Below are 13,960 nucleotides of genomic sequence, written 5' to 3' on the forward strand. Positions count from 1 at the left end.
CATGTTCGAGCTTTATGGAACCGAGCTTCCGTCGCGTCTGCTTCTCGGCACCGCTCAATATCCTTCGCCGACCATCCTTGCCGATGCGGTCAACGCATCGGGCACGTCGGTGGTGACCGTCTCACTGCGCCGTGAGATGGCAGGTGGCAGGGCCGGCGAGAAATTCTGGTCGTTGATCCGCTCGCTGGGCGTCAGAATCCTGCCCAACACTGCCGGCTGCCACTCCGTAAAGGAAGCGGTCACCACTGCGAACATGGCGCGCGAGGTCTTCGGTACGAGCTGGATCAAGCTCGAAGTGATCGGCAACCACGACACGCTGCAGCCAGACGTGTTCGGCCTGGTCGAAGCCGCCCGCATCCTGTGCGAGGACGGCTTTGCGGTATTTCCCTACACCACCGACGACCTTGTTGTCGCCGAGCGGCTGCTTGCGGCGGGCTGCAAGGTCTTGATGCCGTGGTGCGCACCGATCGGTTCCGCCCTCGGGCCGATCAACATCATGGCGCTGCGCTCGATGCGCGCACATTTCCCAAGCGTCCCGCTGATTGTGGATGCAGGGCTCGGACGGCCGTCGCACGCGGCGACCGTCATGGAACTCGGCTTTGACGCCGTGCTCCTGAACACGGCGGTCGCCAAGGCGGCCGATCCGGTCGGCATGGCGCGTGCTTTCGGCAAGGCGGTCGAGGCCGGCCGTGAGGCTTTCGGTTCGGGAATGCTCGAACCGCGCGACGTCGCCGTGCCATCGACACCGACGATCGGCAGGGCAGTTTTTTCATGAAGCTCGATCCCTTCTATCTGATCGTCGAAAGTGCAGCCTGGATCGATCGGCTGGTGCCGCTCGGCGTCAAGCTGGTGCAGCTTCGCATCAAGACCATGGGCGAAGCCGGATTGCGCGCTGAGATCCGCACAGCGAAGGCCTTGTGCGCGCGATACGGGTGCCAGCTCATCATCAATGATTACTGGCGACTGGCCATCGAGGAAGGCTGCGACTTCGTTCATCTCGGTCAGGAGGATATGCAAACCGCCGACCGTTCGCGGGTTCGGGTAGCCGGCGTGAGGCTCGGACTGAGCACGCATGATGGTGTCGAACTGGGCACGGCGATGGCCGCCGAGCCCGACTATATCGCGCTCGGCCCCATCTACCCGACCATCCTGAAGACGATGAAATGGGCGCCGCAGGGACTCGAACGGATCAGAGAATGGAAGCATCGGATAGCGCCAATCCCATTGGTCGCCATTGGCGGTCTCAACCCTGACAGGCTCGACGGAGTTTTCGCGGCTGATGCCGACAGCGCGGCGGTGGTCACCGACATCACGCTGAATGCCGATCCCGAAGGGCGCACACGAGAATGGATCGAAAAGACGGAGCGATGGCGCTGAGGCGAGAACCGCATGTGCTTGTCGTTGGCGGGTCGGACTCCAGCGGTGGAGCTGGAATTGCCCGCGATATAGAAACGGTTTCCGCCTTCGGGCTGCGCAGTTGTCTTGCCGTCACCGCCGTGACAGTCCAGACGCACTCGGCTGTCGAGCACGTCAAGCTTGTGCCGTCGGAGCTTGTCGCCGCTCAGATGCGCGCCGCGTTCGCTGCCAACGCTGTCGCGGCCGTCAAGATAGGCATGATTGGGACATCGGCGGCTGTTGAGGCAGTCGGCGCTGTTTTGGTCAACCGCCAAGTGCCTGTGGTACTCGACCCGGTCCTGGCCTCTACCTCGGGACGCAATCTGCTGGCGGACGATGCCATTAACATGCTGCGCCACGATCTGATGCCGATCTGCCGGCTTGTAACGCCTAACCTGGTCGAGCTGGCCGCGTTGACCAGCTCGTCACCGGCCGCGGACGAAGAAGGGGCTTGTCTTCAGGCTGAAGAGCTATCGAGGACGGTGAGGACCGCCGTACTCGTCAAGGGCGGCCATGCACAAGGAACCCGTTGCGTCGACGTGCTTTTGCAGCCGAACAAACCTGCAGTTCGGTTCGAGGCGCCCCGCTTGCCGCGTGGGATGCGCGGAACGGGTTGCATGTTGGCCAGCGCAGTCGCCGCCTCGCTTGCTCTTGGAGCGTCGCTGGAAGCGAGCGTGCGCCAAGCCAAGCAACATGTTTTCGATGCGCTTGCCGGATCGAAGGACATCGGGCCGAAAAGCTGATCGGGCCGAACGTATCCAACGCTCCGATCAGGTCTGGCAGGCGATCGTGGGTCTACTCCTAGGACATGAAGGCCCTATCCGAGGGGTGCGGCATACACGGTCGCTTTCGCCTATGAACAACACGCCGCGTTGAGGAGGAAGCCGCATGCCTCTGTGCCAACCGGTTGATGGGTCATCCGAAACCCGCACCTAGTCGTCGCTAGCGACCGCATGCCGCTTGGCACGTTGTTGGGTGAGCGAACGTTCGAACCGGGGTTAGCCAACTCGAGCCATAATTGCGGATTGAATCGCCGTTGCGGTATATAGGGAAGCATCTAACGACAGATTCCCAAACGCCGGTTGACAAAGGAGGTAGTTTGCACCTGCCGCTTCCAGCTGATCAAGAAGAGCTTGTCCCGCAGAAGCTGCCGTTCCTACTACGCACAATTCCTTCTCGATTGCTGCATCGAAGGTCAGCGGCAGGTTTGGTGGAGTCGGCATGCCATTGAGATCATAAAGGAATTTAAAGCTCTTTAGCCACCGTTCGTAAGCAGGTGCGGCGAGTGAACGTGCATCTGTTTCAGAACGCCCAATCACGACCATTCGGAGCAATCCAAGAAATGGCGTTTGGTCGTCCGCCTCACTGGTGTGCTCTCGACCGGCGCGGAAGGCATCAGTGATTCTTCGAACGGAAGAGGAAGGTCCCACGCACGCGATGTTCACGCCATTCGCAGCGGCCCAGACTGCCGATTCCGGTCGATTGGTGGCGATCCAAGTCGGCGGATGTGGACGCTGATGAGTTCTTAGCGTCAGCGGAACGCTGTTCAACTCAAAATGGCGACCTTGATAGGATAGCGTGCCGCCCTTCAGCGCATTGATAAGAATTTCGCTGGCTTCCGCATAGTGGTTTGGCGCCGCGTCCGAGCCAATCCCGAAGTAACCCAATTCGATCGGGAGCGAGCCGCGCCCTATCCCAAGTTCGAGCCTGCCACCGCTCAATTGGTCCAGCATACAGATCTCTTCGAACGCACGTAGCGGATGATAGAGGGCAAGCAGCATTACCAATGGGCCGACACGAAGGCGCCGGGTTCGCTGGGCTACGCTCGACAAGAACAGATTCGGTGAGGGACCTCTCCCATGTGGGGTACAATGGTGCTCTGCGAGATGATATGCATAGAACCCAAGGTGATCGCACGCCTCCGCTAACATCAGGCGATCTTCGTACTGTCGGGCGATATCGGGGCCGTCCTCGTCCAGATGATCGAAGATGCCGACAGCTAGGCCTGAAGGAAAGGCCTTATCCATGATATTGTCTCCATTTTTGACGCAGAAAGTCCGGTTGCTTGCGTATTCCAAGCAATTTAAAGATTTCTCGCTCGTGTAATCGCTCGGATTATTGCCTGCGAAATGCTAAAGCAGAGCCTTAGCAACCTAATGCGGGGGTGTTGACATATTCAATATTCTGCTAATACGACTAGCGGCACGAAGAAACGCATCCATTTGCTCTTTTGTACCGATGCTGACGCGGATGTAATTTTCCAAACCTTTATCTGGAAAGACGGCAACAAGTATTTTTTGCCTTGCGAAGGCTGATTGCCACCATGAGCCGTCCTGTGCCGTTGGCACGCGGGAAAGCAAGAAGTTTGCGTGGGAAGGGATTACGGAAAATCCAAGTTGCGACAGCGCGAGCGTCACTCGCCGTCGTTCATGCCTGATGTGTCTGTGGTTGTCTGCATAGGCGGCGCGGTGCGCAAGGACGCTGATACCAACCGCCTGCCCGATCACATTCATGTTGAAGACGTTCTGGATGTTGCGTAGCCTGCCGATAATTTCAGGATGACCGAAACCGAAACCGACGCGAACGCCGGCGGCAGCATAGCTTTTCGAAAATGTCCTTAAGACCAGAAGGTTCGAATAGCGATTGATGAGGCGTAGACCATTCTCGGGTGCAAAGTCGACGTAGGCCTCATCCAGCACGATCAAGCGGTCCGATTTCGCTACCAGGCGTTCGATATCGGCCACCGGAACGAACGTTCCAGTCGGATTGTTCGGATTGGCTAGCAGAATGAACTTGGCGTCCTTTGCAGGACCGAAGAGCAATTGCTCCATCGGCAAGGAATGGTCTTTGCTAAATTCGATTTCGACAAATTGAGCACCCTGCAACGTTGCAAGTTTGCGGTTGAACGAAAAGCCTGGCGACATCATCGCCACGCTATCCCCCGGGGTAAGGAATGCTCTGTAGACAAGTCCAAGCAGTTCAGACGATCCGTTGCCGGCGATCACCTGATCCATGGAGACGCTGTAGGCATTCGCAGCTGCTTCTCTCAAGCTGATGTTATCGTCTTCTGGATATAGATACTGCCGTTCGAGAGCTGCAATCGCACTTTGCATTATGATTTCCGGAAGCGGGAAAGGGTTCTCATTCGTGTTTAGTTTTACCCAACTTGAATCCGGCGCTGGTGTATCGGATGGCAGAGCATCTAACTGTCTCGCCACTTGCGAAAGAGACGACAGCACACTCTGAAGTTTTGCATCGGACATGTTTTTCTCCGTTTCAGTCGCAGAGGGAATCCGGGATGAACTGATGGTCTGAGCACATGGCCGACCAACAGTGCATTCACACCGCCGTTGTCAGCACATTGACCCCGCGAGGTCGGGCGGGCTGTCCTCCCGGGTCGGATTGGCCCGACGCTCAGTCCGCATCCTCTCGTCATCGGGCCAAGGCTCCGCCAACCACCAACGCTTGATTTGTCCCTGATATTTGCCTCGGTCAGCCTTTCAAGGACGCTTGATCTGATGCCGTATTTCCTCAGCGTGTATCCAATCTGGCGCGGCGTCAGTCCAAGCAGGCGCCGCCTTTGCCTGCACCGAGCCATCTCTCCACGGCCGCGATGACACGCTCGCGATTTGACATACTCGTACCTTTAAAGAGGCTGCGCTGGCAGGCGCCAGCGGTGCCTGGTCCCTGACGACGGACGGGACCGTAGCGGCGGCCCAAGGAGCAGCCTCAGTCGGCCGCGTGGCCGGCCTTGTCTGGCATCATCGGCCCCAGTTGCAGCACCTTGGTGCCCGGTCCGCTCTTCCACGGCGTTGCGGAAAACACTGTCCGTGACAGCAGTCAAAGTCGTTTCAGCCGATTGAAGCTCCCGCTGCCAGGAACATGCGATGCAGCTTCACTGTCTGCCCAACCCGATTGGCGATTGTGGTGAGGAGGCGGAGGTCGTAATCGAGGAGGGAACCTGATTTGTTGTCCAGAATGCGGTCGATGGTCGGCGTGCCCACGACGTTCGCATCGACGCGAACGGGTACGCCGATGAACGACACTTTCATGTTGTCGGACGCCCCGAGCACGTCCTTGTCGGCGGCGTTGAAAGCCGGATCCACCGCTTGGTTGCGGATTTTGACTGGTCACGGGCAAGCGCGAAAAACGCCCTGGCCGTAAGTCGGGGCGCCGCAACGTGGTCGAGTGCACAGCGGAGCGATGCCTTGCCATGGGTTTCCTTTCATGAATCGCGACCGTCGACTGACTTCTGCACGCCGCAACCGCACGTTGATTCACGAGACCGGAATGGGGCGGGAGAGTCAATCGAGCTTTCTTTCATTCGCGAAAGGAAACTCTGCGCTCATGATAGAATTCCATCAGTTTCATATAGCTCCGGTAGATGATATCGAACGGCAGAATGTCTGCCCCGGCGTCCCCGCGGTGCCGGTGCTGATGGCACGGGCCATCAGCCTAATCAGCTCCTGGCAAAGCTGGCACAGTGGCGTGGCGACCGCCATCGCGACGATGTCATCTAAGTGGGCCGACCGCGAATTCGGCGTGATTTCATTCACAATCGCGACAAGGTCTTGACCTTGCCCACCTCGCGGAGCGGCTGATGGCCGCCTGCCCCGCCGACCAGCTGCGCTGCGCCGTTTCCCAAACGTCTAGCAGGCTGTTGAAAAAGTGGCTCGCAGCGAGGCTGTGAGCGTGATTCAGTGTCTCCGGAGAGATTCGGAGAACGAGGCATGCGCGGCGGAGACGAACGGTCTGGCGAACTGTTCAGTTATGTTGATCTCGAGGCTCGGGTGCGGCGCGATCATCCGTTGCGCCGCATTCGGGCGATTGTGAACGAGGCGTTGGCGGCGCTGGAGCGGGACTTGGCGGCGCTGTATTCGCCGATGGGGCGGCCTTCGATCCCGCCAGAAAAGCTGCTGCGAGCGATGTTGCTACAGGCGTTCTACTCGATCCGCTCGGAGCGGCTGTTGATGGAACGGCTGGAATACGACCTTCTGTTCCGCTGGTTCGTCGGCATCGGCGTCGATGACGCGGCCTGGGACCATTCGGTGTTCTCAAAAAACCGCGACCGGTTGCTGGAAGGTGATATCGCGGCGAAATTCTTAGGCGCAGTGCTGGCGCAGCCCAAGGTGAAGAAGCTTCTGTCTACGGACCACTTCACGGTCGATGGCACACTGATCGAGGCGTGGGCATCGATGAAGAGCGTCAAACCGAAGGACGGCCCAAGCGGTGGTCATGGCGAGCCGCCGGCTGAAGGGGGCGGGCGAAACGCGGAAGCGGACTTCCATGGCCACAAGCGCTCCAACGACACACATGCCTCGACCACCGATCCGGATGCCCGGCTCTATCGCAAGGGCAAAGGCAAGGAGGCCAAGCTGTGCTTTATGGGACATGGCTTGATGGAGAACCGCCACGGCCTGCTGGTCGACGCCTGCCTGACACTGGCCGACGGACATGCTGAGCGGGTGGCCGCACTGCACATGATCGAACCTCGAGCGGAGCGGCCACAGGCGATCACGCTCGGCGCCGACAAGGCCTACGACGCGGAAGACTTCGTCAATGAGCTGCGCTCGATGAGGGTGACGCCGCATGTAGCGCAGAACACGAGCGGTCGCAGTTCGGCGATCGACGGGCGCACGACGCGGCATGGCGGCTATGCCGTCAGCCAGCGCATCAGGAAGCGCATCGAAGAGGCATTCGGTTGGATCAAGGTCGTAGCCGGCCAGCACAAGACCAGGTTCCGCGGTCGCGACCGTGTCGGATGGGCCTTCACCTTCGCAGCCGCTGCCTACAATCTGGTGCGACTGCCAAAGCTCATGGCGGTGCCAGCATGAGCGCGCCCGCAGGCTGCCAGCTGGTCGGCCACTGGCGCATCGTCGAGGCCGATCTGTGGGACCGCGGCTATCTCAACCTCTGCGGTCCGGCCACGATCACCATCGGCGATGACAACAACGGCGAGATTACCTTTGGCGCCCTGCAAGCCGGCCTTGATCTCAGTTACGGCCCATCAATGGTCTTCTTCACCTGGAACGGCTGCGACGAGATGGACGAAGTCACAGGCGATGGCCATGCCGAATTGCTCGACGATGGCTCCATCGAAATCACGTTTGCCTATCACAACGGCGATGAGGCCATCCTCAAGGCCGCGCGACATACTTCTTCAACAGCCTGCTAGGTCACATTTTCGAAGTGCGTGTTGGAATCGGTGATTCCGTATCACATTATCGCCACGTTTTAGCCGCGACGTGGTCGCAATGTCCCACCAGAAAGCCGGCGTTGCCCTGACAGTTCGGTCCGGCATCGGCTCAAACCAGCCCCCCCCGCTTAAGGGTCAGTGTCGGATCGAACGCTTCTTGCATCTCTTTTTGAAGGAAATCAGGTGCGACGCCCGAAAAGCATACGGCGGCCATTAGAAGCAAGCTGATCCGCTCCATTGATCGATACATGGTCCGCCAAATTGCACAGGCGCCAAGGATCTGCAAATCAACGATGGTTTGAGGCGGCGGCTGCCAGGCGAGACACATCTCGGGCCGGCAGGGCCATTCCGAGCGCCAGCGCGCGAGATGCTTCGGATCGGAAGTGTTGCGCAGCTCACTTCTCGAGGATCGATCCCGGTCGCAAAGACGCATCACGGATCGTCGTGCTCGACCAGTAGAATTGAAACATTGTCGGCCTAAGCATCTCGATCTTGTCGGCGACCTCGGCTTTTTCGGTCGCGTTTAAGCCGGCCAGTGGCTCGCCCAGCGGCATGATACGAGGTCCAGCCGCCAAAGCTGTCGAGATGCTAAGCATTCGACGGAGCCCGCCAGAAATTCCCGCCGAACTAGGTCGAGCACATGACGGCACTGACGGAACGCGATACTCAATACAGCGCGTGCATGAAGATAAATGACGTCGCCGTCGACGGGCCTGACGCGTGGGCCGTACAGTCCCGGCAACATCATGAATTGAATCGATATCAGGAACTGGACGGCCCTTATGCGCGCATCACTAGTAGCCGTGACCGTCTTGATAGTTTTCGCTGCACCGTCTTATGCCGGCGGCACACTGGCAGAGAAAATACGGGAGAGCGCTTTTCAAAAGTCCCAACTCTATGATTCAATAGAGAAAAGTTAGGATTGATTCGGCTATGTCTCGTCGTAACTTGGCGCAACCTTCACTCGCCGATGCATTGGTGCGTGACGTGAGCAGGGGTAACAAGTTTCTGGAAGAAGTGCAGAAGTTGATCGATTGGTCGGCTTTCGAGGTGCTGTTCCGGGAAATCCATAACGATGCTCTGGGGGCGCCCGGCTACCCGCCGATAGCAATGTTCAAGATTGCGCTCTTGCAGCAATGGTACGGCCTGTCCGATCCGGCGGCGGAAGAAGCGGTGGCCGACCGGCTGTCGTTCCGCCGCTTCTGTGGGTTTCCGCTCGATCAAAAGACACCGGACCACATGTCGATCTGGCGCTTCCGCCAGAGGCTGGTCGAACTGGCGCTTCAAGATAAGCTGCTTGCCGAATTGAACCGGCAGTTGGAAGGGCGCGGTCTTCTGGTAAGGCGCGGCACGCTGGTTGACGCCACCATCATCTCGGCGGCGGTGGCCAGGCCCGACTACGAGAAGGGCCAGGTGTCGGCGCGCGATCCGGATGCAGGCTTCACGCACAAGCACGGCAAGACCTATTTCGGCTACAAGGCCCATCTCGCCGGCGACGCGGAGAGCGGGCTGATACGCCAGGCGGAGATGAGCTCGGCCGATCTGCATGACAGCCAGATGGGCGCTGTGCTCATTCAAGGTGACGAAGAGGCCTATTACGCCGACAAGGCCTATGACAGTCAGGCGCTGCGCGACGAACTGGCGGATCGAGGCATCAAGGACCGGATTGCCTACAAGGCCAAGCGGGGCAAGCAGCAGCCGAATTGGCAGAAGTGGATGAACAAGGTCGCCGCCAGCGTGCGGGCCGGCATCGAGCGGACCAACGCGACGATGAAGAACTGGTACGGCATGGCCCGGGTTCGCTATCTCGGCCTGGCGCGCAACCACTGCCATCTGCAGCTTGTCGCCTGCGCGATAAATGCCAAACGGGCGCTCGTTCTCGTCAAGGCCGGCACGGCCTGAGGGGAAGGCTGCGTCCAAAATCAGGAAATCGAGGGCAAAATCGGGAGCAAGTGAGCAGAAACTGAGCCGATAGGCTGGAGAAAGTTGCGCGGATCGGCGGCGACGGGCCGCTGATGCCCGCCACATACGGGCGAAGAACGTCTAAGGGCGGGACGCCCCAACTTTAGAAAAGCACTCCGGGAAAATCCGACCTGCCAGCAGTTCAATGACGGATGCAGTATCTGCAAGATCAGCGAAGGCGTCGCGTCATGCTCAAGTCCCGCGATCGCCTGTATCAAAACCGAGTGGCGTTGCACGTTCGATCATTCGAAGACTGGCCAATCAGGGGGCGAAAAGCTTCCCTCTGCAATGATCGGAAAACCGGGTAACGACGCATTGTAAAACGTCAATAGGGTTTGGCGAGGCTCACTTTCTTTCCAATATGATCTCGCCATAGCCCTAGCCGCTTTATTCGATATTCAACAAGTTCCGGTGAGGTCCCGAAGAAGGACGCGATCTCGGGGGCACTTTTGCCACCCGAGACCATACGCTTGATCGGGTCTCGTGGAAGCAAAGTTGCCGATGCCAAGAAATACGCGTCGTGCTCTTCAGCGCTATCATATGTTCGACCGAAGCAGCCAGCAATCTTAGCTATCTTGGTTAGCTTGTGCCCGGCAAGAATATGCCAATATTCCTCAAGGAGCGTCACTCTTTGTCTCTCAACGGTATGGTAGTCGTTTAAAAAGACAACCCACCTATCCTGATCGGAATTTAAGGGAACGCTCATAGCGGACCACTCGCCTCGCGACGGTCCAGCAAGTGTGTTCTTTGCCTTTCCAGTAATACAGGAGGTATCCCGCAATCGCTCTACCATAACAGAATCAACAACCAAATAGAATGGATCTAGCGGGTCGCTTTTCTTCAGCCCTAAATCTTTTCGGAAATCTTCGGCCGTCTGCTCCAGCTCTTCCTTTGACATGGCGATAACTTCGGCATCTATCGGCGCGCTGCTCGGTTCTGATATGTCACCCTTAGTGTAGTGCTGACGAAGACACACGGCAGCGTCCAGTAGGGTTTGCACAGTCTTGGAGGACGCGTTTTTGCCAGCGCGGAAGTGAACGAATGCCACCCGATCAAAGCCAAGCTCGTGTTCATCGGCATCGGGGCCGAGCCACTCGAGCAGCCTAATTTTGGAATTGTTGTCGGGCGACCCGTCGCCCCGCTCGATGCGGGCCAGCGTGGAGAAGCTGATTCCCACAATCCCCGATAATGCCCTTATACTAAGACCTTCGCGTTCCCGCTTCTCGCGGACCGCCCCGACGAGCTTTTCTTCGAATTCGTTCATGTTCACCATTGTGCGATCAGCACACCTTGACACGCTTCGCTCCAGAATGCATCCTGTGCTGGTGACACAGACTCGCACATTGGCAAGCAAAATGAAAGTGTTGTTGACCGACGATGCGCGGGCTGAGTTGCATCGGATTGGCGTCGGTTTGGACGCGCGCCGGCCCGTGCGGGTGAAGGACGGGGGCATCGTTATCCTCGACCCACAGCCCACATCACCCACTGTCCAGGAGAAAAGTAATGAGCAACAGCAAGGAGCGGGAGGACCCGCAGCCCGATCATGGCAAAGGTCCACCCGGCGGCAAAGGTCGTCCGGTAGATCACGGGCGCCCCGTGCCGGATCACGGATCGTCGGCCTCGCCGGCAACTACGCCGGGCAGCTAGAGAATGTGCAACGGGCATACCCCGGCGCAACTCTCCTCCCCGATGACCATGGAGTATGGCTTCTCGCTCGCAGCCAAGTGATAGATGGCTTATCGCGAGAAGCCATATTCCTTATTGCCCTACCAGAAACGCCAGCGGTCGAGCCGCGTGGATGGGCGTTCTGGCAGCAAGATGGGCAGGTCGAATGGATCGGCCCGCGACATACCAATTTCCCTGACGGCTCGGTGTGCGCTTATCACCCCATGCTCGATAAAGCTTGGTCGCCAGGCAGTGATTTGTGCACGTTGCTGGACCTTTATAGCGTATGGGCGCTTCGCCAGCTTCATTTGGTGGTGTTTGATCGGTGGCCGGGACGCCAGTATGCGATGCTGGATGAACTGGGCCAAGCTGATCCCTATTATCGGCTAACCCAGTTTAAGGAGGCCGAGCTTTGCAACTGCGGATCAAATCGGCGCTATGGCGAATGCTGCCGGCCGCATGATCTGAAGCTACCCTTCCCGTCGATTCTGCACGCCTTCAAAAGCCGCAATCTCGGTCTCGGCATCTTTGATCGAGCCCCTCCCGCCGAAATTGCAGTGTTGATCGCCGAAGGAGGACAAAATCCCCCACCCCCCATGCTAGGGGTTCACTCTACTCTGCGGGCTCATGTCGCGGACGTAAGGGGGAATCCTTAGCTCTACATCCCGTAAGAGATGCTCGATCGGGTCAGAGGGAAAAGCATTCCGCTTCTGACGAAATCCCCAATGCCAGGTGCCGACGACTTCCGAGCCGTCGAACCATGTCGAGAAGTTCAGCTTCGGAAAATGCAGCAACACGCGGGCCGCCCACCATATTTTCTCAATATCGTGATCGCCTGGACCCTTTGCCCATGGGGTCCAGCCCTTGCATAGCCGTTGCGCCAATTCGCTGTTTCGCAACTTCAATCCCACGGAATGATGGATAAAATAACGGGGTATATCCGTCGTAATAGGGAAGTCTACGAACTGCCAGCAGGTGGAATTTACCAGATTTGTTCATCACTCTTGCACCAAATTCAACTTTAGGAGATGCTAACTCGGCCTTGGGAGGGCTGGGGGATGAGAATAAAAGCATTTGTGGCACTTGGTGCCACGGCAGCGCTGGGCGGCTGTCAAACAAGCGATCAAGCCGACTACATGCAAATAGGCTACGGGCCTAGTTTCGACGTCGCCCACGCTCAATGCGAAATGCATAAGGGGTCGGTTGACCAAGGCTATATTGCTATCGGGTCCCCGGGCTTTGTTGCGGGGGCCGGAATCGGCAATGCCCTCGGCAACTTGGCTGCCGAAGACCAGTATATGAAGAACTGCCTCATCCTAAGCGGGTGGAAGCGTGCCCCGCATGGCCAGGGTGCCACGGCAGCTCCAGCCGTTGCTGGTGGCGCGCCACCGACACCCTATGGGATCCAGCGCGCACCTGGCAGCTGGATCAATACGGCGCTGCTGGACTGGTCAGACGCGAATAACAAGTGCGTCGCCGGCGACAAGGCCGCGTGTGGGACTCGAGCGAAGCTTGGTGCGCAACTGAGAGCCGCCGGCATAAACCCGGCGCCGGTCTAGGGGCCATGCAGTGGAACCTGGCGATCTGCCTTGGCATCGTTCTGGCATTGAGCGGCTGCGCAGCGGATTATCTCAATCACTATGACAGCGTGACGCTCTCTGCCGGCGACGCCAATCGCGCCAATAGTCTCGCCCAGACAGTCGACCCGTTCAACCCGAACAGTCAGAACACGCATATCGAGGGCGACGGCCAGCGAACAGCTGGAGTCATCCAGGCCTTTCGCGGAATCCCGCTGACACCGCCAGGCCAAGGTGCGCGCCAAGGTGGCGGCGGGGACTCTGGCAATCATCCATGCGATCTGCGCAATGGGGTTGACAGCCTAGGCCGGGCTTGTGGTGAACGTGCCGCCGAAGCGAAACCGGGCGGCCGCACCGGACATGAGGCGAACTAGCAATGCTGCGTAGAATGCGATCGCCTCGCCGGAGGCCACTTGGCGTGGTGCAAAGGCGCCTGATCTTGGTGACGGTGGCCGCGGCTGGCGCTCTGGCTGCGCAAACGGCCATGCAACACAGCGACCACATGCCCGAGCTCCATCTGCCGAATTGGACCAGCGCGCGCCTGGCGACGATTGCCGGCGTGGCATCCGTCATCGACGGCGACACGATCGAAATCCACGGCCAGCGCATCCGCTTCAACGGCATCGACGCGCCGGAGAGCCAGCAGCTTTGTAAAAATGCGAGCGGGGCCGAATATCCTTGCGGGCGGCGATCGGCCGCCGCGCTGGACGGCTTCCTGGCAGCCTCGAAGCCGGTGCAATGCACCTTCGTGACCTGGGACCGCTATCATCGCTATGTCGGCGACTGCCGGCGCGCCGATGGCGCCAGCGTTGCCGCCTGGATGGTCGAGCACGGCCAGGCGCTGGATTGGCCCCGCTACAGCCACGGCACCTACGCAGAGAAGCAGGCGACGGCCGAGGCGTCGAAAGTCGGCATTTGGGTCGGCAAGTTTCAGTCGCCGTGGGATTGGCGCACGGAGCATGCAGACGGCGCGGCTCCGTCGAGCCAGCCGCTCGGCATCAGCCGCCACCAGGTCGCGCAGAGCTATTCGTGCCAGCCACGGCGGACCTGTTCGCAGATCGGCTCCTGTGAGGAAGCCCAATGGTATCTCAGCAACTGCCCTTGGGGCCGGAAGCTGGATCGGGACGGCGACGGCGTGGCGTGCGAGACGTTGTGCTAACGCGGC

General features: G+C 59.1%; 14 protein-coding genes and 1 pseudogene. 10 read left to right on the forward strand and 5 right to left on the reverse strand.

Annotated features, from left to right (window positions below; translation table 11 throughout):
* Position 1: 1 nt before the first annotated feature.
* The 3 genes from JN302_RS34525 to JN302_RS34535 are packed head-to-tail and all read left to right on the forward strand — an operon-like array spanning position 2 to position 2,138.
* A complete protein-coding gene (locus tag JN302_RS34525) occupies positions 2-775 on the forward strand; it encodes a thiazole synthase (RefSeq protein WP_202308812.1) in 774 nt (257 codons plus the stop codon).
* The gene (locus JN302_RS34530; RefSeq protein WP_202308813.1) at positions 772-1,377 is read left to right on the forward strand and encodes a thiamine phosphate synthase; all 606 of its coding nucleotides are present in this window, start codon (positions 772-774) and stop codon (positions 1,375-1,377) included. The genes JN302_RS34525 and JN302_RS34530 overlap by 4 nt, the downstream gene beginning before the upstream one ends.
* Complete coding sequence (locus JN302_RS34535; RefSeq protein ID WP_202315244.1) at positions 1,368-2,138, forward strand: hydroxymethylpyrimidine/phosphomethylpyrimidine kinase; 771 nt, start codon at positions 1,368-1,370, stop codon at positions 2,136-2,138. The genes JN302_RS34530 and JN302_RS34535 overlap by 10 nt, the downstream gene beginning before the upstream one ends.
* A 255-nt stretch (positions 2,139-2,393) precedes the next feature.
* Here the strand turns inward: JN302_RS34535 and JN302_RS34540 are convergent, their stop codons facing one another.
* The 3 genes and pseudogenes from JN302_RS34540 to JN302_RS34550 all read right to left on the reverse strand — a co-directional run.
* Positions 2,394-3,422: an LLM class flavin-dependent oxidoreductase gene (locus JN302_RS34540; RefSeq protein ID WP_069091003.1), complete on the reverse strand. Its 1,029-nt coding sequence runs from the start codon at positions 3,420-3,422 to the stop codon at positions 2,394-2,396.
* Positions 3,423-3,548: 126 nt separating this feature from the next.
* Positions 3,549-4,658: a histidinol-phosphate transaminase gene (gene hisC / locus JN302_RS34545; RefSeq protein WP_202330568.1), complete on the reverse strand. Its 1,110-nt coding sequence runs from the start codon at positions 4,656-4,658 to the stop codon at positions 3,549-3,551.
* Between the two features lie 615 nt (positions 4,659-5,273).
* Positions 5,274-5,516, reverse strand: a pseudogene (locus JN302_RS34550) (GAF domain-containing protein); the annotation flags it as partial.
* A gap of 106 nt (positions 5,517-5,622) precedes the next feature.
* Between JN302_RS34550 and JN302_RS34555 the strand changes: the two are divergent.
* From JN302_RS34555 to JN302_RS34565, 3 genes are all read left to right on the forward strand, one after another.
* Positions 5,623-5,970, forward strand: coding sequence for a hypothetical protein (locus JN302_RS34555; RefSeq protein WP_202330569.1), 348 nt, complete (start codon positions 5,623-5,625; stop codon positions 5,968-5,970).
* Between the two features lie 155 nt (positions 5,971-6,125).
* Entirely contained in the window at positions 6,126-7,229 is a 1,104-nt protein-coding gene (locus tag JN302_RS34560; RefSeq protein ID WP_202330570.1) for an IS5 family transposase, read from the forward strand.
* Positions 7,226-7,570: a hypothetical protein gene (locus JN302_RS34565; RefSeq protein ID WP_202330571.1), complete on the forward strand. Its 345-nt coding sequence runs from the start codon at positions 7,226-7,228 to the stop codon at positions 7,568-7,570. The genes JN302_RS34560 and JN302_RS34565 overlap by 4 nt, the downstream gene beginning before the upstream one ends.
* Positions 7,571-7,986: 416 nt before the next feature.
* Here JN302_RS34565 and JN302_RS34570 read toward each other — a convergent pair whose 3' ends face one another.
* Positions 7,987-8,145 (reverse strand): hypothetical protein, encoded by a 159-nt coding sequence (locus tag JN302_RS34570; protein WP_167434506.1) that lies wholly within the window; start codon positions 8,143-8,145, stop codon positions 7,987-7,989.
* A 379-nt stretch (positions 8,146-8,524) separates the two neighbouring features.
* Between JN302_RS34570 and JN302_RS34575 the strand changes: the two genes are divergently transcribed.
* Positions 8,525-9,493, forward strand: a complete 969-nt coding sequence (locus JN302_RS34575; RefSeq protein ID WP_202328731.1) for an IS5 family transposase — start codon at positions 8,525-8,527, stop codon at positions 9,491-9,493.
* A 385-nt stretch (positions 9,494-9,878) separates the two neighbouring features.
* On the opposite strand, the gene JN302_RS34580 is transcribed toward JN302_RS34575, so the two are convergent.
* Complete coding sequence (locus tag JN302_RS34580; protein WP_165779807.1) at positions 9,879-10,817, reverse strand: XRE family transcriptional regulator; 939 nt, start codon at positions 10,815-10,817, stop codon at positions 9,879-9,881.
* A 91-nt stretch (positions 10,818-10,908) separates the two neighbouring features.
* On the opposite strand from JN302_RS34580, the gene JN302_RS34585 reads away from it, so the two are divergent.
* The 3 genes from JN302_RS34585 (at position 10,909) to JN302_RS34595 (ending at position 13,954) form a co-directional block, all read left to right on the forward strand.
* Positions 10,909-11,874 (forward strand): SEC-C domain-containing protein, encoded by a 966-nt coding sequence (locus JN302_RS34585; RefSeq protein ID WP_161633534.1) that lies wholly within the window; start codon positions 10,909-10,911, stop codon positions 11,872-11,874.
* Positions 11,875-12,782: 908 nt separating this feature from the next.
* On the forward strand, positions 12,783-13,169 hold the full coding sequence (locus JN302_RS34590; RefSeq protein ID WP_031260607.1) for a hypothetical protein: 387 nt from the start codon (positions 12,783-12,785) through the stop codon (positions 13,167-13,169).
* Between the two features lie 110 nt (positions 13,170-13,279).
* The gene (locus JN302_RS34595; protein WP_244846096.1) at positions 13,280-13,954 is read left to right on the forward strand and encodes an excalibur calcium-binding domain-containing protein; all 675 of its coding nucleotides are present in this window, start codon (positions 13,280-13,282) and stop codon (positions 13,952-13,954) included.
* Positions 13,955-13,960: the final 6 nt, after the last annotated feature.

This window comes from Mesorhizobium sp. L-8-3 (assembly GCF_016756615.1).
In the GTDB taxonomy this organism is placed as follows: Bacteria; Pseudomonadota; Alphaproteobacteria; order Rhizobiales; family Rhizobiaceae.